The organism is Escherichia sp. KCJ4928, assembly GCF_004352695.1.
Lineage (GTDB): Bacteria > Pseudomonadota > Gammaproteobacteria > Enterobacterales > Enterobacteriaceae > ECMA0423.
The window spans coordinates 1-20,257 of record NZ_SJWV01000069.1 but is presented as its reverse complement, the minus strand read 5'-3'; the positions used below and the strand labels follow the sequence as shown (position 1 = coordinate 20,257).

Sequence of the window (20,257 nt, the reverse complement as noted above, 5' to 3'; positions counted from 1 at the left end):
TCTTTATTCAGCAGAAGATTATTAAAGGTTGCTGTATTATTTAGCGATAATAAAAAAAGCCTGCCAGATGGCAGGCTTTTTAATAACGGCGTTATTACTGCAACAGCGAAATATCCGCAACGCGCAGGAACAGTTCGCGCAGTTTCTCCAGCATGGTCAGACGGTTGAGACGCAATTCTTTGTCATCAACCATGACCATCACTTTATCGAAGAAAGCATCAACCGGCTCACGCAGCTCTGCCAGTTCGACCAGCGCATCCTGGTAACGACCTTCCGCAAAGTACGGCTCCAGCTTGTCACGTAGCACCACAACCTGCATCGCCAGTTTAATTTCTTCCGGCTCTTTCAGGGTAGAGGCATTCACGCGGTCGCTCAGCACTTCGTCAGATTTCGCCAAAATGTTGGAGACACGCTTGTTCGCCGCCGCCAGTGCAGCAGCTGCTTCAAGGGTACGGAAGTGCGATACCGCTTTCATGCGGGCATCGAAATCAGCCGGACGAGTCGGACGACGCGCCAGTACCGCCTGGATGGTGTCAACGGTGTAACCTTCGTCCTGATACCAGGCGCGGAAGCGACCGAGCATAAAGTCGATAACATCATCAACCACGTTGGCGTTAGTCAGCTTATCGCCATACAGACGCACTGCTTCTTCGGTCAGCGTTTGCAGATCAAGGTTGAGGTTCTTCTCAACGATAATTCGCAGCACGCCAAGTGCGGCACGACGCAGCGCAAACGGGTCTTTGTCGCCTTTCGGATGCTGGCCGATACCGAAGATACCCGCCAGAGTATCCATCTTGTCAGCAATCGCCAGCGCACAGGCTACCGGGTTAGACGGCAGGTCATCACCGGCAAAGCGCGGCTGATACTGCTCATTCAGCGCCACCGCGACATCTTCCGCTTCGCCATCGTGACGCGCATAGTGCATCCCCATAACGCCCTGGGTGTCGGTGAACTCGAAGACCATGTTGGTCATCAGGTCACACTTAGACAGCAGGCCCGCACGGGTTGCGTGGTTAACGTCAGCGCCAATCTGTTCAGCAATCCAGCCAGCCAGCGCCTGGATGCGGTCAGTTTTGTCGCGCAGCGTACCCAGCTGTTGCTGGAACAGCACGGTTTGCAGGCGCGGCAGGTTATCTTCCAGACGTTTTTTACGGTCGGTATTGAAGAAGAACTCGGCATCCGCCAGACGTGGACGAACGACTTTCTCGTTACCAGAGATAATTTGCTGCGGATCTTTCGATTCGATGTTGGCAACGAAGATGAAGTTCGGCAGCAGTTTGCCATCGTTCGCATACACCGGGAAGTATTTCTGGTCACCTTTCATGGTGTAAACCAGGGCTTCAGCCGGCACCGCGAGGAATTTCTCTTCGAATTTTGCGGTCAGAACGACCGGCCACTCCACCAGCGAAGCCACTTCTTCCAGCAGGCTTTCGCTTAAGTCAGCGTTACCGCCAATCTTACGCGCTGCTTCTTCGGCATCGGCTTTAATCTTCGCTTTACGTTCTTCGTAATCGGCGATGACTTTCCCGCGCTCACGCAGAATTTCCGGATACTGATCGGCGTTGTCGATGGTGAATTCCGGTTCGCCCATAAAGCGGTGGCCGCGAATCACGCGATCGGACTGAATGCCCAGAATGGTTGCCGGAATGACTTTGTCGCCCAGCAGCAGGGTCACGGTGTGCACCGGACGCACGAAGTGCACGTCGCTTGCGCCCCAACGCATCAGTTTCGGGATCGGCAGTTTCGCCAGAGAAGTCGCAACCATATTCGGCAGCAGTGCTTCGGTGCTTTCGCCCTTCACATGGGCGCGATACAGCAGCCATTCGCCTTTATCGGTAGTCAGACGCTCAGCCTGGTCAACGGTAATACCGCAACCACGCGCCCAACCTTCTGCCGCTTTGCTCGGTTTGCCTTCAGCGTCGAACGCCTGGGCAATCGCCGGGCCGCGTTTTTCGATTTCACGATCCGGTTGCGCTTCCGCCAGGTTAGCTACTTTCAGCGCCAGACGACGCGGAGCAGCAAACCATTGAACGGTGCCGTGTGCGAGGCCAGCGTTATCCAGCTCCGCAGTAAAATTCGCAGCAAAGGACTCAGCCAGGCTGCGCAGTGCTTTTGGTGGCAGCTCTTCAGTGCCGATTTCCACCAGAAAAGTTTTCTCAGACATAGCCGCCTCTTACTTATCTTTGTTGCACATCGGGAAGCCGAGGGCTTCACGGGAAGCGTAGTATGCTTCTGCCACTGCTTTGGTCAGGGTGCGAATGCGCAGAATGTAGCGCTGACGCTCGGTGACGGAGATGGCTTTACGCGCATCCAGCAGGTTGAAGCTGTGGGCGGCTTTCAGAATACGCTCGTAGGCTGGCAGCGGCAGCGGATTTTCCAGCGCCAGCAGCTGCTGCGCTTCTTTCTCGTACTGCTCAAAGCAGGTGAACAGGAAGTCCACATCCGCGTATTCGAAGTTGTAAGTGGACTGCTCCACTTCGTTCTGATGGAACACGTCGCCGTAGGTGGTTTTACCCAGCGGGCCGTCGCTCCAGACCAGGTCGTAAACGCTGTCTACGCCCTGAATGTACATGGCCAGACGTTCCAGACCGTAGGTGATCTCGCCGGTAACCGGTTTACACTCCAGACCACCAACCTGCTGGAAGTAAGTGAACTGCGTCACTTCCATGCCGTTTAGCCACACTTCCCAGCCCAGTCCCCAGGCACCCAGAGTCGGGTTTTCCCAGTTATCTTCCACGAAACGGATGTCGTGAATAGTCGGGTCCATGCCCAGCTCTTTCAGAGAACCGAGGTACAGCTCCTGAATATTGTCCGGCGATGGCTTAATGACCACCTGAAACTGATAGTAGTGCTGTAAACGGTTGGGGTTTTCGCCGTAGCGACCATCGGTCGGGCGACGAGAAGGCTGAACATAAGCAGCCGCCATCGGTTCTGGCCCCAGCGCGCGCAGACAGGTCATTGGGTGAGAGGTTCCCGCGCCGACTTCCATGTCCAATGGTTGAACAATGGTGCAGCCCTGGCGAGCCCAGTAATCCTGTAAGGTCAGGATCAAGCCCTGGAAGGTCCTGGTATCAAACTTTTGCATATTATTTCGTGCTGGATACGTGTGGATTTAAAGGAAGGGATCAGTATACCCGCTGGATGGAAGATATACAGTACGAAACGGGAAAAAGCAGGGCTTAACGCATGGAAAGATGCAAAAAATGGCCATCTGCGTCAAAAGAACAGACAAACTGCTCTTTACGGAAGGTATAACCGCGCATTTCATAGCTTCCCTGGAACTGTTCGAAGGCGGTGACGTCGATTTTTTGCTCGCCGGTGTTATAACGTTTTGCCGCCTGATCCTTGCATAACGCTTCCATATTCAACGAACGCAGAGGATCAACCTTTACCCGTTGTGCTTTCTGCACGGGTGACGGTGTAGAACAACCCACTAGCACCATAAGCGCCATTGCCGGAAAGAAAGCGTTCATCATCATTAAATTACCGTCTGGTTTGCAGGTGAGTCTTATTATTTATATCGGTATAGTGGCTGATATCTTACGAATTTCCTTAAGCCTCTATAAGCTGTAGTGATAAAACTCAGATTATTCCAGTGCGCCAACTGAATGATTTATCGGTCAGACTTTTTTTAACCAGATACAGAGACACAGATGCAGCCCAAAATTTACTGGATTGATAACCTGCGAGGGATAGCGTGTTTAATGGTGGTGATGATTCACACCACTACCTGGTATGTGACCAATGCTCATAGTGTTAGCCCCGTCACCTGGGATATCGCCAATGTTCTGAATTCTGCCTCTCGTGTCAGCGTGCCGCTATTTTTCATGATATCCGGCTATCTCTTTTTTGGCGAACGCAGCGCCCAGCCGCGCCATTTCTTGCGTATCGGCTTATGCCTGATTTTTTATAGCGCAATCGCACTGCTCTACATTGCGCTGTTTACCTCCATCAATATGGAGTTAGCGCTGAAAAACCTGCTGCAAAAGCCAGTGTTTTACCACTTGTGGTTTTTCTTCGCGATTGCGGTGATTTATCTGGTTTCACCGCTGATTCAGGTGAAGAACGTCGGCGGAAAAATGTTGCTGGTGCTAATGGTGGTGATTGGCATTATCGCTAACCCAAACACAGTGCCGCAGAAAATTGACGGTTTTGAATGGCTGCCAATTAACTTATATATCAATGGCGATACTTTTTACTACATTCTGTATGGCATGTTGGGCCGCGCTATAGGGATGATGGACACACAGCATAAAGCACTGTCGTGGGTGAGCGCCGCGCTGTTTGCGACGGGGGTTTTTATTATCTCTCGCGGGACATTATATGAATTGCAGTGGCGCGGAAATTTTGCCGATACCTGGTATCTTTACTGTGGGCCGATGGTTTTTATCTGCGCAATCGCGCTATTGACTCTGGTTAAAAACACGCTGGATACGCGTACCATTCGCGGACTTGGCTTAATCTCCCGCCATTCATTGGGTATATACGGATTCCACGCCTTGATTATCCATGCGCTGCGCACCCGGGGAATTGAGCTTAAAAATTGGCCAATACTGGATATTATTTGGATCTTTTGCGCGACGTTGGCAGCGAGTTTGTTACTTTCTATGCTGGTACAACGAATCGACAGAAACAGATTAGTGAGTTAAGTAAAAGCCCGTTCACATTGGACTGACCGGGCTTACGTGAATTATTCGCTGTATTCTTCCTGGGTAACCTGTGTTTCTTTTGGCGGGTTTATTCCGGTATCACGAATATTCTTCTGCACCGCTACTGCACCAAACAAGCTTAAGAAGAAAGCCAGTCCATAAAAACCTTTTTCACTGAGTAATAATGTCGCATTCCACAGACCTACCATCAGTAATGCAACAGAGATAATAAAGACAGTCAGGCAGGTCATATAATAAATGGAAGTGGTCGGTATGCCTTCATACTTGTCCCGAACGGTCTTTTGATAAGACGCAGCAGAAAACAGTCCTAACACCAGTACGGCAAAATAATACCCTTTTTCATTTAACTGCATCTCTGCATTCCATAGCCCTAACAGATAGGTAACGATACCACCAACGAGAGCTATCCATGACACAATACTAAAGGCCGGTGAATAGGTTGATATTTTGTTGTCCATCACAGTATTCCTTTCATTCCTGAATGTGTAAGAGCTTTATGTTGCTCATACCGAGCGAAACAAACGCATTTGACCAAACAAGCAGACAAAAAAGGCGATGGGGTAGATCACCATTTCATAAGCATTGATAGGTGCATTTAAAACACCGATAAACAAGAGACCGATAGTGATTAACGCAACTAACTGGCAGATATGGGTAAAAAAATTATCCAGTTGCCCGAGTTTTTCTGCGCGAAGATATGCATAGTTACCAAAAGTTGCTGTCATTAACACGCCAAGAAAATAGCCTTTTCCACTTAGCAATGGGCATGAGATCCATAGCCCAACCAGATAAACCAGCGCCCCGACAACAAATAATAGTTTTGCCACAGTTTTTGAGGTTTTCATAACGATCTCCATATCTACCAGCGATACATTACGAGTAACCAACGAAAGACAAAACTGAAAAATGCCATTAACAAATGATTTTCAGAATAAATTCATACTAAATATTAATTAATTAGTGAGATATATAGATGTGAATTATCCCCCACCCGGTCAGGCAGGGGATAACGTTTACGCCATTAATGGCAGAAGTTGCTGATAGAGGCGACGGAACGTTTCACGTCGTGGCTGATAAGCGGCATAACGCTGCGCATCTGGTAGATGCGACTGTTCTAACGGTAGCTGCGGCAACAACTCAATGAGCGATTTCTCTGGATTCGCCGCAATCTGCGCCAGCCTTGCTGCGCCCAGTGCTGGCCCCACATCCCCCCCCGTACGGTAATCGAGCTGCTGACCGCTGATATCCGCCAGCATCTGACGCCAGTACTCACTACGCGCCCCGCCACCAATCAACGTAACACTTTGCGGTTTAATGCCGCAGGCATGCACGACATCCATGCCATCTGCCAGCGCATAACCCACGCCTTCCAGCACTGCTCGCGCCAGTTCATTGGGGCCATGTTGATGAGTCAAACCAAAGAAAACCCCCTTCGCCTGGGGATTATTGTGTGGTGTACGCTCGCCGGAAAGATAAGGCAGAAACCAAACTGGCTCGGCACTTTCATCAGCCTGTTGAGCTGCAGCGATTAAAGCTGGGACATTGCACAGGCCGGTTAATTTCGCGACCCAATCCAGACACGATGCTGCACTCAGCATTACAGACATTAAATGCCAACGCTGCGGTAGCGCATGGCAAAAGCTGTGTACAGCGCTTTCTGGCTTGCTTAAGAACCCTTCGCTGACAGCAAAATAGACCCCCGACGTCCCCAGCGATAACATTGCCTGATTAGCATCAACCATTCCCACACCAACTGCACCAGCTGCATTGTCGCCACCGCCTGCGACAACTGGCACCGTCGCCATACCCCACGCTTTCGCAACTTCAGGTAACAAAGCACCAGTAATTTCGCTGCCTTCATATAATGCGGGCATCTGGTCACGAGATAAGTCGCAAGCCTGCAGCATGACGTCACTCCAGTCACGCTTTGCGACATCCAGCCACATGGTGCCAGCTGCGTCAGACATATCGCTGGCAAACTCCCCCGTCATACGCAGACGCAAGTAATCTTTCGGTAATAATACTTTGTCGATTTGACGGAATATCTCCGGCTCATGCCGCTGAACCCATAGCAATTTAGGCGCAGTAAATCCGGGCATCATCAGGTTGCCGGTAATCACTCGTGATTGCGGAACTCTCGCTTCCAGCAAAGTGCACTCTTGCGCACAGCGCCCGTCGTTCCACAAAATGGCAGGGCGCAATACCCGTTGTTGAGCATCCAGTAAGGTTGCTCCATGCATCTGGCCGGCAATACCCAATGCTTTAACGTCCTGCAGAGAATGCTGATCGCCCAGAGCTTTCATTGCGCGATCAGTTGCCTGCCACCACTGTTCCGGGTCTTGTTCCGACCAGAGTGGATGCGGGCGCGAAACGGTCAGCTTTTCCGTTTGCGAAGCAACCACCTCACCCTGCTCGTTGAGCAAAATAACTTTTACGCCCGAGGTGCCAAGATCTATCCCGATATACATATCGATCGTTCCTTAAAAAAATGCCCGGTATCGCTACCGATAACCGGGCCAACGGACTGCACAGTTAGCCGTTATTTGTCGAACAGATAATGATTTACCAGATTTTCCAGTTGCTCCTGGCGACCACTCTGATGCACCGGAGACAAATTATGTTCCTGAGCATATTTGGCTAAATCTGCCAGTGACATTTGGCCTTTCAGGATTTGCTGGCCCAATTCGCTATTCCAGCCGGAATAACGCTGCGCGATGCGTTTATCCAGCTCGCCATCTTCAATCATGCGCGCTGCAATTTTCAGCGCCAGTGCCATCGTATCCATCGCGCCGATATGACCGTAAAACAGATCATATTTATCAGTACTTTGACGACGTACTTTGGCATCGAAGTTCAGACCACCGGTGGTGAAACCGCCTGCTTTGAGAATTTCATACATCACCAGCGCATTCTCTTCCACACTGTTCGGGAACTGGTCGGTGTCCCAGCCCAGTTGCGCATCGCCACGGTTGGCGTCGACAGAACCGAACAGGCCAAGCGCAATGGCGGTGGCAATTTCATGATGGAAAGAGTGACCTGCCAGCGTCGCGTGGTTAGCTTCAATGTTCAGTTTAATCTCTTTTTCCAGACCAAACTGTTTCAGGAAGCCATAGACCGTCGCGGCATCGTAATCATATTGATGTTTGGTCGGTTCTTGCGGTTTCGGTTCGATAAGCAACGTGCCCTGGAAACCGATTTTATGTTTATGCTCAACCACCATCTGCATAAAGCGGCCCAGCTGTTCACGCTCCTGACGCAAGTCGGTATTTAACAGCGTTTCGTAACCTTCACGACCGCCCCACAGGACATAGTTTTCACCGCCCAATTTATGGGTTGCTTCCATCGCTGTAACAACTTGCGTTGCCGCCCAACTGAAGACTTCAGGATCTGGGTTCGTCGCCGCACCCGCGCCATAGCGAGGGTTTGTAAAGCAGTTAGCGGTTCCCCACAGCAGCTTCACGCCGCTCTCTTCTTGCTTGCCTGCCAGGACATCAACCATTTGCGCAAAATTATTGATGTACTCTTTTAACGACGCGCCCTCAGGGGAAACATCCACATCGTGGAAGCAATAAAATGGCACATGTAACTTGTGGAAAAACTCAAATGCGACATCTGCTTTACGCTTCGCCAACGCCAGTGCCTCACCAGGCTGCTGCCACGGACGATTAAACGCCCCCACACCAAACATGTCCGCCCCGTTCCAGCAGAATGTGTGCCAGTAGCAGGCGGCAAAACGCAAGTGCTCTTCCATACGCTTGCCCAACACCAGTTCGTCGGGATTGTAGTGACGGAATGCTAACGGGTTTGAGGATTTTGAGCCTTCATAACGAACGCGATCGAGCTGGTCAAAATAGGCTTGCATATTGAACTCCATAATCAGGTAATGCCGCGGGTGATGGATGATGTCGTAATATTGGGCACTCCCTTTCAGTTGCTCAATTATGTTATTTCACACTGCTATTGAGATAATTCACAAGTGTGCGCTCGCTCGCAAAATAAAATGGAATGATGAAACTGGGTAATTCCTCGAAGAGAAAAATGCAATAAGTACAATTGCGCAACAAAAGTAAGATCTCGGTCATAAATCAAGAAATAAACCAAAAATCGTAATCGAAAGATAAAAATCTGTAATTGTTTTCCCCTGTTTAGTTGCTAAAAATTGGTTACGTTTATCGCGGTGATTGTTACTTATTAAAGCTGTCCTCTAACTACAGAAGGCCCTACACCATGAAAATAAAGAACATTCTACTCACCCTTTGCACCTCACTTCTGCTTACCAACGTTGCGGCACACGCCAAAGAAGTCAAAATAGGTATGGCGATTGATGATCTCCGTCTTGAACGCTGGCAAAAAGATCGAGATATTTTTGTGAAAAAGGCAGAATCTCTCGGCGCGAAAGTATTTGTACAGTCTGCAAATGGCAATGAAGAAACACAAATGTCGCAGATTGAAAACATGATAAACCGGGGTGTCGATGTTCTTGTCATTATTCCGTATAACGGTCAGGTATTAAGTAACGTTGTAAAAGAAGCCAAACAAGAAGGTATTAAAGTATTAGCTTACGATCGTATGATTAACGATGCGGATATCGATTTTTATATTTCTTTCGATAACGAAAAAGTCGGTGAACTGCAGGCAAAAGCCCTGGTCGATATTGTTCCGCAAGGTAATTACTTCCTGATGGGCGGCTCGCCGGTAGATAACAACGCCAAGCTGTTCCGCGCCGGACAAATGAAAGTGTTAAAACCTTACGTTGATTCCGGAAAAATTAAAGTCGTTGGTGACCAATGGGTTGATGGCTGGTTACCGGAAAACGCATTGAAAATTATGGAAAACGCGCTAACCGCCAATAATAACAAAATTGATGCTGTAGTTGCCTCAAACGATGCCACCGCAGGTGGGGCAATTCAGGCATTAAGCGCGCAAGGTTTATCAGGGAAAGTAGCAATTTCCGGCCAGGATGCGGATCTCGCAGGTATTAAACGTATTGCTGCCGGTACGCAAACTATGACGGTGTATAAACCTATTACGTTGTTGGCAAATACTGCCGCAGAAATTGCCGTTGAGTTGGGCAATGGTCAGGAACCAAAAGCAGATACCACACTGAATAATGGCCTGAAAGATGTGCCCTCCCGCCTCCTGACACCGATCGATGTGAATAAAAACAACATCAAAGACACGGTAGTTAAAGACGGATTCCACAAAGAGAGCGAGCTGTAAGCGTTACGCCCCGGCGCGGAGCGGGGGCGTGATTTCTCTCCATGCCGCGTGAATGAATTGGCTTAGGTGGAGTCGTTATGCCTTATCTACTTGAAATGAAGAATATTACCAAAACCTTCGGCAGTGTGAAGGCGATTGATAACGTCTGCTTGCGGTTGAATGCTGGCGAAATCGTCTCACTTTGTGGGGAAAATGGGTCTGGTAAATCAACACTGATGAAAGTGCTGTGTGGTATTTATCCCCATGGCTCCTACGAAGGCGAAATTATTTTTGCGGGAGAAGAGATTCAGGCGAGTCACATCCGCGATACCGAACGCAAAGGTATCGCCATCATTCACCAGGAATTGGCCCTAGTGAAAGAATTGACCGTGCTGGAAAATATCTTCCTGGGTAACGAAATAACCCACAATGGCATTATGGATTATGACCTGATGACGCTACGCTGTCAGAAGCTGCTCGCACAGGTCAGTTTATCCATTTCACCTGATACCCGCGTTGGCGATTTAGGGCTTGGGCAACAACAACTGGTTGAAATTGCCAAGGCACTTAATAAACAGGTGCGCTTGTTAATTCTCGATGAACCGACAGCCTCATTAACTGAGCAGGAAACGTCGGTTTTACTGGATATTATTCGCGATCTACAACAGCACGGTATCGCCTGTATTTATATTTCGCACAAACTCAACGAAGTCAAAGCGATTTCCGATACGATTTGCGTTATTCGCGACGGACAGCACATTGGTACGCGTGATGCTGCCGGAATGAGTGAAGACGATATTATCACCATGATGGTCGGGCGAGAGTTAACCGCGCTTTACCCTAATGAACCACATACCACCGGAGATGAAATATTACGTATTGAACATCTGACGGCATGGCATCCGGTCAATCGTCATATTAAACGAGTTAATGATGTCTCGTTTTCCCTGAAACGTGGCGAAATACTGGGTATTGCCGGACTCGTTGGTGCCGGACGTACCGAGACCATTCAGTGCCTGTTTGGCGTGTGGCCCGGACAATGGGAAGGAAAAATTTATATTGATGGCAAACAGGTAGATATTCGTAACTGTCAGCAAGCCATCGCCCAGGGGATTGCGATGGTACCCGAAGACAGAAAGCGCGACGGCATCGTTCCGGTAATGGCGGTTGGTAAAAATATTACCCTCGCCGCACTCAATAAATTTACCGGTGGCATTAGCCAGCTTGATGACGCGGAAGAGCAAAAATGTATTCTGGAATCAATTCAGCAACTCAAAGTTAAAACGTCGTCCCCCGATCTTGCTATTGGACGTTTGAGCGGCGGCAATCAGCAAAAAGCGATCCTCGCTCGCTGTCTGTTACTTAACCCGCGCATCCTCATTCTTGATGAACCTACCAGGGGTATCGATATTGGCGCGAAATACGAGATCTACAAATTAATTAACCAACTCGTCCAGCAGGGTATTGCCGTTATTGTCATCTCTTCCGAATTACCTGAAGTGCTCGGCCTTAGCGATCGGGTACTGGTGATGCATGAAGGGAAACTAAAAGCCAACCTGATAAATCATAACCTGACTCAGGAGCAGGTGATGGAAGCCGCATTGAGGAGCGAACATCATGTCGAAAAGCAATCCGTCTGAAGTGAAATTGGCCGTACCGACATCCGGTGGCTTTTCCGGGCTGAAATCACTGAATTTGCAGGTCTTCGTGATGATTGCAGCTATCATCGCAATCATGCTGTTCTTTACCTGGACCACCGATGGTGCCTACTTAAGCGCCCGTAACGTCTCCAACCTGTTACGCCAGACCGCGATTACCGGCATCCTCGCGGTAGGAATGGTGTTCGTCATAATTTCTGCTGAAATCGACCTTTCCGTCGGCTCAATGATGGGGCTATTAGGTGGCGTCGCGGCGATTTGTGACGTCTGGTTAGGCTGGCCTTTGCCACTTACCATCATTGTGACGTTGGTTCTGGGACTGCTTCTCGGTGCCTGGAACGGATGGTGGGTCGCGTACCGCAAAGTCCCTTCATTTATTGTCACCCTCGCGGGCATGTTGGCATTTCGCGGCATACTCATTGGCATCACCAACGGCACGACTGTTTCCCCCACCAGCGCCGCGATGTCACAAATTGGGCAAAGCTATCTACCTGCCAGCACTGGCTTCATCATTGGCGCGCTTGGCTTAATGGCTTTTGTTGGTTGGCAATGGCGCGGAAGAATGCGCCGTCAGGCTTTGGGTTTGCAGTCTCCGGCCTCTACCGCAGTAGTCGGTCGCCAGGCTTTAACCGCTATCATCGTATTAGGCGCAATCTGGCTGTTGAATGATTACCGTGGCGTTCCCACTCCTGTTCTGCTGCTGACGTTGCTGTTACTCGGCGGAATGTTTATGGCAACGCGGACGGCATTTGGACGACGCATTTATGCCATCGGCGGCAATCTGGAAGCAGCACGTCTCTCCGGGATTAACGTTGAACGCACCAAACTTGCCGTGTTCGCGATTAACGGATTAATGGTAGCCATCGCCGGATTAATCCTTAGTTCTCGACTTGGCGCTGGTTCACCTTCTGCGGGAAATATCGCCGAACTGGACGCAATTGCAGCATGCGTGATTGGCGGCACCAGCCTGGCTGGCGGTGTGGGAAGCGTTGCCGGAGCAGTAATGGGGGCATTTATCATGGCTTCACTGGATAACGGCATGAGTATGATGGATGTACCGACCTTCTGGCAGTATATCGTTAAAGGTGCGATTCTGTTGCTGGCAGTATGGATGGACTCCGCAACCAAACGCCGTTCTTGATTTTGATAAAAATTTTCTCAAAGCCGGTTACGTATTACCGGTTTTGAGTTTTTGCATGATTCAGCAGGAAAAGAACCATGTTTACTAAACGTCACCGCATCACATTACTGTTCAATGCCAATAAAGCCTATGACCGGCAGGTAGTAGAAGGCGTAGGGGAATATTTACAGGCGTCACAATCGGAATGGGATATTTTCATTGAAGAAGATTTCCGCGCCCGCATTGATAAAATCAAGGACTGGTTAGGAGATGGCGTCATTGCCGACTTCGACGACAAACAGATCGAGCAAGCGCTGGCTGATGTCGACGTCCCCATTGTTGGGGTTGGCGGCTCGTATCACCTTGCAGAAAGTTACCCACCCGTTCATTACATTGCCACCGATAACTATGCGCTGGTTGAAAGCGCATTTTTGCATTTAAAAGAGAAAGGCGTTAACCGCTTTGCTTTTTATGGTCTTCCGGAATCAAGCGGCAAACGTTGGGCCACTGAACGCGAATATGCATTTCGTCAGCTTGTCGCCGAAGAAAAGTATCGCGGAGTGGTTTATCAGGGGTTAGAAACCGCGCCAGAGAACTGGCAACATGCGCAAAATCGGCTGGCAGACTGGCTACAAACGCTGCCACCGCAAACCGGGATTATTGCCGTTACTGACGCCCGGGCGCGGCATATTCTGCAAGTATGTGAACATCTACATATTCCCGTACCGGAAAAATTATGCGTGATTGGCATCGATAACGAAGAACTGACCCGCTATCTGTCGCGTGTCGCCCTTTCTTCGGTCGCTCAGGGCGCGCGGCAAATGGGCTATCAGGCGGCAAAACTGTTGCATCGATTATTAGATAAAGAAGAAATGCCGCTACAGCGAATTTTGGTCCCACCAGTTCGCGTCATTGAACGGCGCTCAACAGATTATCGCTCGCTGACCGATCCCGCCGTTATTCAGGCCATGCATTACATTCGTAATCACGCCTGTAAAGGGATTAAAGTGGATCAGGTACTGGATGCGGTCGGGATCTCGCGCTCCAATCTTGAGAAGCGTTTTAAAGAAGAGGTGGGTGAAACCATCCATGCCATGATTCATGCCGAGAAGCTGGAGAAAGCGCGCAGTCTGCTGATTTCAACCACCTTGTCGATCAATGAGATATCGCAAATGTGCGGTTATCCATCGCTGCAATATTTCTACTCTGTTTTTAAAAAAGCATATGACACAACGCCAAAAGAGTATCGCGATGTAAATAGCGAGGTCATGTTGTAGCGATGATGAGAATTGTCGGCGTCACATCAGGGAACTCAGCACAGCCACCTGATGCGAGCAAAAGCCTTATCCGACCGACAAATCAGATAAGGCTCAAGGAAATGCAATTACATATGCGCCGCGATTAACCGTTGGTTATCCTGGTACATTGCGAACAGGTAGTTATTATAACTCTTCCCTTTGGTCGAGTAGCCCTTCAGCTTGTGAATCATCGCTGTGGCAGTCACTTCCTGATCCGCTTTACGCAGCTGCGCACGCGATTTACGGAACGAAGAGTAAGCCGGGTGCGTATTCAGGTTAGTGACATAGGCGCTCACCGATTCTTTGACAGAACTAAACTGTGAGTACCCTTTCACTTTACCCGGCGCATTGGTACAACGTCCTTTCATGCATTTCATGCCGAACAGATTGTTATTGTTGCGCGCCAGCTTCGACGTTCCCCAACCGCTTTCTGCTGCAGCCATCGTCGCCACCATACTGGTAGGGATAATGTCTACGCGTTCAAGCAAGGTATTCCACGGGATTTTTCGCGTATTACCAGACCACTTCACCTTGTAGCGTTTGGCGATGTCTTTCAGACGCGCACGCTCAGCAGGTGACCATTGGCCCTGATACTGTTTTGAAATCAGCCAGTTACGTTCTGCAGTAATGGCTGCATTTTGGCTGGTAATGTAAGGCATTACGGTCCGGAGAAACGCCTTTTTCCTTGGTGTTCCGGAAGGGTATTTTCGCAAATCAGGAAGTGAACTACTCTTTGCACTATTGCGAGAATACTCTTGTTTACTGCTTACCTGTTTATTACTAGCTTTAGTTAAGTGGGACTTTTGACTCGCTGTTGTTGTGTGCGTCTTCGCTAACACCTCACTCGAAAACACCAGAGTGAGTAACATAAGAATCATCGCCCCATATCGTCGTATGGGAGTCAAAATCATCAGGTCTCCTGGTCGGATTTAATCATTCCAACACCTTATATTTTTCACAAATTTGAGAGTTGAATCTCAAATCATATCAAAAATAGCTGTCAAGAGCACCCCAAGGAATAGTCCAAATCTGAAACTATGTCACGTGTTAACGATTCAGATTGGCGCTAAATCGCAGAAAATGTGGGGTTTATCGCAAAATTCAGCCGTTTTTTGCGCGAGATCGCTCACCCTTGCTTCTCATCCTGTGGACTTACCGCTCAGGGATGAGTTTTGTCTGGCTTATCGCTGGCAAACTGTCTGAAATCGCAGCAATAAGGACTCATCCACCATGAAACTCGCCGCCTGTTTTCTGACACTCCTTCCTGGCTTCGCCGTTGCCGCCAGCTGGACTTCTCCGGGGTTCCCTGCCTTTAGCGAACAGGGAACGGGAACATTTGTCAGCCACGCGCAGTTGCCCAAAGGTACGCGTCCACTCACGCTAAATTTTGACCAACAGTGCTGGCAGCCTGCAGATGCGATAAAACTCAATCAGATGCTTTCCCTGCAACCTTGTAGCAACACGCCGCCTCAATGGCGATTGTTCAGAGACGGCAAATATACGCTGCAAATAGACACCCGCTCCGGTACGCCAACATTGATGATTTCCATCCAGAACGCCGCCGAACCGGTAGCAAACCTGGTCCGTGAATGCCCGAAATGGGATGGATTACCGCTCACGCTGGATGTCAGCGCCACTTTCCCGGAAGGAGCCGCCGTACGGGATTATTACAGCCAGCAAATTGCGATAGTGAAGAACGGTCAAATAACGTTACAACCCGCTGCTACCAGCAACGGTTTACTCCTGCTGGAACGGGCAGAAACTGACGCCCCTGCCCCTTTCGACTGGCATAACGCCACGGTTTACTTTGTGCTGACAGATCGTTTCGAAAACGGCGATCCCAGTAATGACCAGAGTTACGGACGTCATAAAGACGGTATGGCGGAAATTGGCACTTTTCACGGCGGCGATTTACGCGGCCTGACCAACAAACTGGATTACCTCCAGCAGTTGGGCGTTAATGCTTTATGGATAAGCGCCCCATTTGAGCAAATTCACGGCTGGGTCGGCGGCGGTACAAAAGGCGATTTCCCGCATTATGCCTACCACGGTTATTACACACAGGACTGGACGAATCTTGATGCCAATATGGGCAACGAAGCCGATCTACGGACGCTGGTTGATAGCGCACATCAGCGCGGTATTCGTATTCTCTTTGATGTCGTGATGAACCACACCGGCTATGCCACGCTGGCGGATATGCAGGAGTATCAGTTTGGCGCGTTATATCTTTCTGGTGACGAGGTGAAAAAAACGCTGGGTGAACGCTGGAGCGACTGGAAACCTGCCGCCGGGCAAACCTGGCATAGCTTTAACGATTACATTAATTTCAGCGACAAAACAGGCTGGGATAAATGGTGGGGAAAAAACTGGATCAGAACGGATATCGGCGATTACGACAATCCTGGATTCGACGATCTCACTATGTCGCTGGCCTTTTTGCCGGATATCAAAACCGAATCAACTACCGCTTCTGGTCTGCCGGTGTTCTATAAAAACAAAACGGATACTCACGCTAAAGTCATCGAAGGCTTTACACCTCGCGATTACTTAACCCACTGGTTAAGTCAGTGGGTCCGCGACTATGGGATTGATGGTTTTCGGGTCGATACCGCCAAACATGTTGAGTTGCCCGCCTGGCAGCAACTGAAAACCGAAGCCAGCGCCGCGCTTCGCGAATGGAAAAAAGCTAACCCCGACAAAGCATTAGATGACAAACCTTTCTGGATGACCGGTGAAGCCTGGGGCCACGGCGTGATGCAAAGTGACTACTATCGCCACGGCTTCGATGCGATGATCAATTTCGATTATCAGGAGCAGGCGGCGAAAGCAGTCGATTGTCTGGCGCAGATGGATACGACCTGGCAGCAAATGGCGGAGAAATTGCAGGGTTTCAACGTGTTGAGCTACCTCTCGTCGCATGATACCCGTCTGTTCCGTGAAGGGGGCGACAAAGCAGCAGAGTTATTACTATTAGCGCCAGGCGCGGTACAAATCTTTTATGGCGATGAATCCTCGCGTCCGTTCGGTCCTACAGGTTCTGATCCGCTGCAAGGTACACGTTCGGATATGAACTGGCAGGATGTTAGCGGTAAATCTGCCGCCAACGTCGCGCACTGGCAGAAAATCAGCCAGTTCCGCGCCCGCCATCCCGCAATTGGCGCGGGCAAACAAACGACACTTTCGCTGAAGCAGGGCTACGGCTTTGTTCGTGAGCATGGCGACGATAAAGTGCTGGTCATCTGGGCTGGGCAACAGTGACTTTTCCGGCTTCCCGTTCGTCAGTACCTCGGGAAGCCGCCAACCAGGATAAAATGTCAGCCCTAATCAGCGTTGCAGGATAAAGCACCGCTCACTCTCCAACAGACCGATTTGCACCCCAGCAAATGTAGCGTTATTGTTACCTTCCTTGCTACAGAGTTCGACAGATATCCCGCTATGACATTCTCCCTTTTTGGTGACAAATTTACCCGCCACTCCGGCATTACGCTGCTGATGGAAGATCTGAACGACGGTTTACGCACGCCTGGCGCGATTATGCTCGGCGGCGGTAATCCGGCGCAGATCCCGGAAATGCAGGACTACTTCCAGACGCTACTGACCGACATGCTGGAAAGTGGCAAAGCGACTGATGCACTGTGCAATTACGACGGTCCACAGGGGAAAACGGAGCTACTCACACTGCTTGCCGGAATGCTGCGCGAGAAGTTGGGTTGGGATATCGAAGCACAGAATATTGCACTAACAAACGGCAGCCAGAGCGCGTTTTTCTACTTATTTAATCTGTTTGCCGGACGCCGTGCCGATGGTCGGGTCAAAAAAGTGCTGTTCCCGCTGGCACCGGAATACATTGGCTACGCTGACGCCGGACTGGAAGAAGATCTGTTTGTCTCTGCGCGTCCGAATATTGAACTGCTGCCGGAAGGCCAGTTTAAATACCACGTCGATTTTGAGCATCTGCATATTGGCGAAGAAACCGGGATGATTTGCGTCTCCCGGCCGACGAATCCAACAGGCAATGTGATTACTGACGAAGAGTTGCTGAAGCTTGACGCGCTGGCGAATCAACACGGCATTCCGCTGGTGATTGATAACGCTTATGGCGTCCCGTTCCCGGGTATCATCTTCAGTGAAGCGCGCCCGCTATGGAATCCGAATATCGTGCTGTGCATGAGTCTTTCCAAGCTGGGGCTGCCTGGCTCCCGCTGCGGCATTATCATCGCCAATGAAAAAATCATCACTGCCATCACCAATATGAACGGCATTATCAGCCTGGCACCTGGCGGTATTGGTCCGGCGATGATGTGTGAAATGATTAAGCGTAACGATCTGCTGCGCCTGTCTGAAACAGTCATCAAACCGTTTTACTACCAGCGTGTTCAGGAAACTATCGCCATCATTCGCCGCTATTTACCGGAAGATCGCTGCCTAATTCATAAACCAGAAGGAGCCATTTTCCTCTGGCTATGGTTTAAGGATTTGCCCATTACGACCGAGCAACTCTACCAGCGCCTGAAAGCACGCGGCGTGCTGATGGTGCCGGGGCACAACTTCTTCCCGGGACTGGATAAACCGTGGCCGCATACGCATCAATGTATGCGCATGAACTACGTACCAGAGCCGGAGAAAATTGAGGCGGGGGTGAAGATTCTGGCGGAAGAGATAGAAAGAGCCTGGGCTGAAAGTCACTAAAAATTGCCTGATGCGCTACGCTTATCAGGCCTACATGATTTCTGCAATATATTGAATTTGGAAGAATTTGTAGGCCGGATAAGGCGTTTACGCCGCATCTGGCATAAACAAAGCGCACTATTCCGGCGTTGAGAAACGCCGGAAAACGTTTCAAACAGGCTGCTGCCGTAGCCGATGCCGCTGCACTTTCTCGACATCCATGCACTGCAACGCCTTTGTCGGGCAGGCTTCAACACAGGCCGGCCCCGTCTCCCGATGCCAGCACAGATCGCACTTAATCGCCCTCGCCTTTTTGCGCGAAGAAACGACCTCCATCGCACCAAACGGGCAAGCCAGCATACAGCTTTTACAGCCAATGCAACGTGTTTGTTCAACGAAAATATGCCCATGTTCGCGGCTTATCGCGTCAATAGGGCAGACATTCGCGCACGGTGCATCTTCACACTGATGACAGGCTACTGCCGTGGTCCAGCTGTGGTCTTTAATGACACGAATACGGGAAATAAACTCGTCTGGTGACAACGCAGCGCAATCCTGATTATCCTGATGCGACACTGCGCAAGCCACTTCACAGGTACGGCAACCGATACATTTCGTCGCATCCGCAATAATAAACCGGTTCATGATCACTCCTTTGCACTAAAACAGCAGAGTGCCAGAGAGCGCGTCCCTACTGCTTTGATCCAACGAAGGAAATGTTAAAGTTTTGGCACTTGTCCAAAACGTTATGTGATCGCGCCCTGGTCGTCCCTGACAGTAAATCCCAGTTCATTAGAAATAGCCTGCGCGGTTTCACGCAGTGGTTTCAGGAGATTTTTCTCCCCCACCTGTTTCAGACGTGATGTCGAAAGCGAAATCGACACGGCGTACGGCACCCGCCCATGAATATTAAACACCGGAACAGCAATACAGGAGACGCCGAGTTCGTTTTCTTCTCTGTCCATCGCCGCTCCGCTTTCACGAATGTGCGCCAGTTCGTCGAACATCGCGGGCAGCTCGGTAATGGTATTGCGGGTTAACGGCTGGATCTCATGCTGATGGTTTTCCCAGTATGACTTCACGTAGTCCGGGTGACCAAACGCCATGTAGATCTTGCCCATTGCGGAACAGTAGAGCGGCATATGCTGGCCAATATAGGCACGGGTTCGCAGCATCCCAGTTGTGGGTTCCAGCTTATAAATCAAAATAGCGTGATCGTCTTCGCGGCTGGAGAAGTTAATGGTTTCACCAGTGGCGATGTTCAGTGCCTCAAGATGCGGAGCGGCGATATGAATGATATTCAGCGAAGACAGCGCCTTCTGCCCGACGGCAATAAATTTGGTAGTCAGGCGGTAACTCCCTGCGGCGGGCGCGGTGGTCACATAGCCGCAGGACTGTAATCCCTGCAATAAGCGATGGACGGTACTCTTATTTAAACCAGCCAGCTCCGAAAGATGCGCCAACGGACAACCGTTTGGATAGTTGCTCAAAATCTCAATCAGCATCAACCCGCGAAACAGACTCTGGCTTCCGGCTGGACGCTCTTTTTCCTGCGCCATCCCGTTCTCTTTTTTTCCCATCACTTCTTTCCCCATTTTGTCGCGTCCTGATGGTAGCGCAAAGTGTGCCGTAGTTCACGAT

At 50.0% G+C, this 20,257-nt stretch carries 17 protein-coding genes; 7 read left to right on the top strand and 10 right to left on the bottom strand.

All coding sequences use genetic code 11. The annotated features are described in order from the left end of the window. Positions 1-94: 94 nt before the first annotated feature. From glyS to E0D98_RS12275, 3 genes are all read right to left on the bottom strand, one after another. Entirely contained in the window at positions 95-2,164 is a 2,070-nt protein-coding gene (gene glyS / locus E0D98_RS12285) for a glycine--tRNA ligase subunit beta (RefSeq protein ID WP_001291774.1), read from the bottom strand. 9 nt (positions 2,165-2,173) lie between these two features. Continuing rightward, positions 2,174-3,085 carry a glycine--tRNA ligase subunit alpha gene (glyQ, locus tag E0D98_RS12280; protein WP_001168544.1) on the bottom strand — a complete coding sequence of 304 codons (912 nt, stop codon included), beginning with the start codon at positions 3,083-3,085 and terminating at the stop codon, positions 2,174-2,176. Positions 3,086-3,179: 94 nt separating this feature from the next. Next, positions 3,180-3,479: a YsaB family lipoprotein gene (locus E0D98_RS12275; RefSeq protein WP_000980111.1), complete on the bottom strand. Its 300-nt coding sequence runs from the start codon at positions 3,477-3,479 to the stop codon at positions 3,180-3,182. Between the two features lie 174 nt (positions 3,480-3,653). Between E0D98_RS12275 and wecH the strand changes: the two genes are divergently transcribed. After that, a complete protein-coding gene (wecH, locus tag E0D98_RS12270) occupies positions 3,654-4,649 on the top strand; it encodes an O-acetyltransferase WecH (RefSeq protein ID WP_001182653.1) in 996 nt (331 codons plus the stop codon). Positions 4,650-4,690: 41 nt separating this feature from the next. On the opposite strand, the gene yiaA is transcribed toward wecH, so the two are convergent. The 4 genes from yiaA to xylA all read right to left on the bottom strand — a co-directional run bounded on the left by yiaA (position 4,691) and on the right by xylA (position 8,532). Continuing rightward, complete coding sequence (gene yiaA, locus E0D98_RS12265) at positions 4,691-5,128, bottom strand: inner membrane protein YiaA (protein WP_001298726.1); 438 nt, start codon at positions 5,126-5,128, stop codon at positions 4,691-4,693. A gap of 45 nt (positions 5,129-5,173) precedes the next feature. Then, positions 5,174-5,515: an inner membrane protein YiaB gene (gene yiaB, locus E0D98_RS12260; RefSeq protein ID WP_000858193.1), complete on the bottom strand. Its 342-nt coding sequence runs from the start codon at positions 5,513-5,515 to the stop codon at positions 5,174-5,176. 168 nt (positions 5,516-5,683) lie between these two features. Next, positions 5,684-7,138, bottom strand: a complete 1,455-nt coding sequence (xylB, locus tag E0D98_RS12255) for a xylulokinase (protein WP_000275386.1) — start codon at positions 7,136-7,138, stop codon at positions 5,684-5,686. A 71-nt stretch (positions 7,139-7,209) separates the two neighbouring features. Beyond that, entirely contained in the window at positions 7,210-8,532 is a 1,323-nt protein-coding gene (xylA, locus tag E0D98_RS12250; protein ID WP_001149592.1) for a xylose isomerase, read from the bottom strand. A gap of 365 nt (positions 8,533-8,897) precedes the next feature. On the opposite strand from xylA, the gene xylF reads away from it, so the two are divergent. From xylF to xylR, 4 genes are all read left to right on the top strand, one after another. Then, positions 8,898-9,890 carry a D-xylose ABC transporter substrate-binding protein gene (gene xylF / locus E0D98_RS12245; protein ID WP_001296518.1) on the top strand — a complete coding sequence of 331 codons (993 nt, stop codon included), beginning with the start codon at positions 8,898-8,900 and terminating at the stop codon, positions 9,888-9,890. 77 nt (positions 9,891-9,967) lie between these two features. Next, entirely contained in the window at positions 9,968-11,509 is a 1,542-nt protein-coding gene (gene xylG, locus E0D98_RS12240; protein ID WP_001146482.1) for a D-xylose ABC transporter ATP-binding protein, read from the top strand. Continuing rightward, positions 11,487-12,668, top strand: coding sequence for a xylose ABC transporter permease XylH (xylH, locus tag E0D98_RS12235; protein WP_000045978.1), 1,182 nt, complete (start codon positions 11,487-11,489; stop codon positions 12,666-12,668). The genes xylG and xylH overlap by 23 nt, the downstream gene beginning before the upstream one ends. Positions 12,669-12,745: 77 nt before the next feature. Continuing rightward, positions 12,746-13,924, top strand: a complete 1,179-nt coding sequence (gene xylR, locus E0D98_RS12230) for a D-xylose utilization transcriptional activator XylR (protein WP_000494484.1) — start codon at positions 12,746-12,748, stop codon at positions 13,922-13,924. 107 nt (positions 13,925-14,031) lie between these two features. Here the strand turns inward: xylR and E0D98_RS12225 are convergent, their stop codons facing one another. Beyond that, a complete protein-coding gene (locus E0D98_RS12225) occupies positions 14,032-14,856 on the bottom strand; it encodes a protein bax (RefSeq protein WP_001297957.1) in 825 nt (274 codons plus the stop codon). A gap of 319 nt (positions 14,857-15,175) precedes the next feature. Between E0D98_RS12225 and malS the strand changes: the two genes are divergently transcribed. Together malS and avtA are read left to right on the top strand one after the other, a co-directional pair. Next, entirely contained in the window at positions 15,176-17,206 is a 2,031-nt protein-coding gene (gene malS / locus E0D98_RS12220) for an alpha-amylase (protein WP_000761259.1), read from the top strand. 177 nt (positions 17,207-17,383) lie between these two features. Continuing rightward, the gene (gene avtA, locus E0D98_RS12215; protein ID WP_000144344.1) at positions 17,384-18,637 is read left to right on the top strand and encodes a valine--pyruvate transaminase; all 1,254 of its coding nucleotides are present in this window, start codon (positions 17,384-17,386) and stop codon (positions 18,635-18,637) included. A 150-nt stretch (positions 18,638-18,787) separates the two neighbouring features. Here avtA and E0D98_RS12210 read toward each other — a convergent pair whose 3' ends face one another. After that, positions 18,788-19,261 (bottom strand): 4Fe-4S dicluster domain-containing protein, encoded by a 474-nt coding sequence (locus E0D98_RS12210; protein WP_131890663.1) that lies wholly within the window; start codon positions 19,259-19,261, stop codon positions 18,788-18,790. 101 nt (positions 19,262-19,362) lie between these two features. Further along, positions 19,363-20,211: an IclR family transcriptional regulator YiaJ gene (gene yiaJ / locus E0D98_RS12205; RefSeq protein WP_131890660.1), complete on the bottom strand. Its 849-nt coding sequence runs from the start codon at positions 20,209-20,211 to the stop codon at positions 19,363-19,365. Between the last annotated feature and the right edge of the window lie 46 nt (positions 20,212-20,257).

What these genes read in the sequence shown, in the direction of transcription:
- yiaB (WP_000858193.1), bottom strand. Translation starts at nt 5,515, where the DNA reads ATGAAAACCTCAAAAACTGTGGCAAAACTATTATTTGTTGTCGGGGCG.
- yiaA (WP_001298726.1), bottom strand. Translation starts at nt 5,128, where the DNA reads ATGGACAACAAAATATCAACCTATTCACCGGCCTTTAGTATTGTGTCA.
- avtA (WP_000144344.1), top strand. Translation starts at nt 17,384, where the DNA reads ATGACATTCTCCCTTTTTGGTGACAAATTTACCCGCCACTCCGGCATT.
- glyS (WP_001291774.1), bottom strand. Translation starts at nt 2,164, where the DNA reads ATGTCTGAGAAAACTTTTCTGGTGGAAATCGGCACTGAAGAGCTGCCA.
- malS (WP_000761259.1), top strand. Translation starts at nt 15,176, where the DNA reads ATGAAACTCGCCGCCTGTTTTCTGACACTCCTTCCTGGCTTCGCCGTT.
- yiaJ (WP_131890660.1), bottom strand. Translation starts at nt 20,211, where the DNA reads ATGGGGAAAGAAGTGATGGGAAAAAAAGAGAACGGGATGGCGCAGGAA.
- xylH (WP_000045978.1), top strand. Translation starts at nt 11,487, where the DNA reads ATGTCGAAAAGCAATCCGTCTGAAGTGAAATTGGCCGTACCGACATCC.
- xylG (WP_001146482.1), top strand. Translation starts at nt 9,968, where the DNA reads ATGCCTTATCTACTTGAAATGAAGAATATTACCAAAACCTTCGGCAGT.
- E0D98_RS12225 (WP_001297957.1), bottom strand. Translation starts at nt 14,856, where the DNA reads ATGATTTTGACTCCCATACGACGATATGGGGCGATGATTCTTATGTTA.
- xylA (WP_001149592.1), bottom strand. Translation starts at nt 8,532, where the DNA reads ATGCAAGCCTATTTTGACCAGCTCGATCGCGTTCGTTATGAAGGCTCA.
- glyQ (WP_001168544.1), bottom strand. Translation starts at nt 3,085, where the DNA reads ATGCAAAAGTTTGATACCAGGACCTTCCAGGGCTTGATCCTGACCTTA.
- E0D98_RS12210 (WP_131890663.1), bottom strand. Translation starts at nt 19,261, where the DNA reads ATGAACCGGTTTATTATTGCGGATGCGACGAAATGTATCGGTTGCCGT.
- xylF (WP_001296518.1), top strand. Translation starts at nt 8,898, where the DNA reads ATGAAAATAAAGAACATTCTACTCACCCTTTGCACCTCACTTCTGCTT.
- xylR (WP_000494484.1), top strand. Translation starts at nt 12,746, where the DNA reads ATGTTTACTAAACGTCACCGCATCACATTACTGTTCAATGCCAATAAA.
- xylB (WP_000275386.1), bottom strand. Translation starts at nt 7,138, where the DNA reads ATGTATATCGGGATAGATCTTGGCACCTCGGGCGTAAAAGTTATTTTG.
- E0D98_RS12275 (WP_000980111.1), bottom strand. Translation starts at nt 3,479, where the DNA reads ATGATGATGAACGCTTTCTTTCCGGCAATGGCGCTTATGGTGCTAGTG.
- wecH (WP_001182653.1), top strand. Translation starts at nt 3,654, where the DNA reads ATGCAGCCCAAAATTTACTGGATTGATAACCTGCGAGGGATAGCGTGT.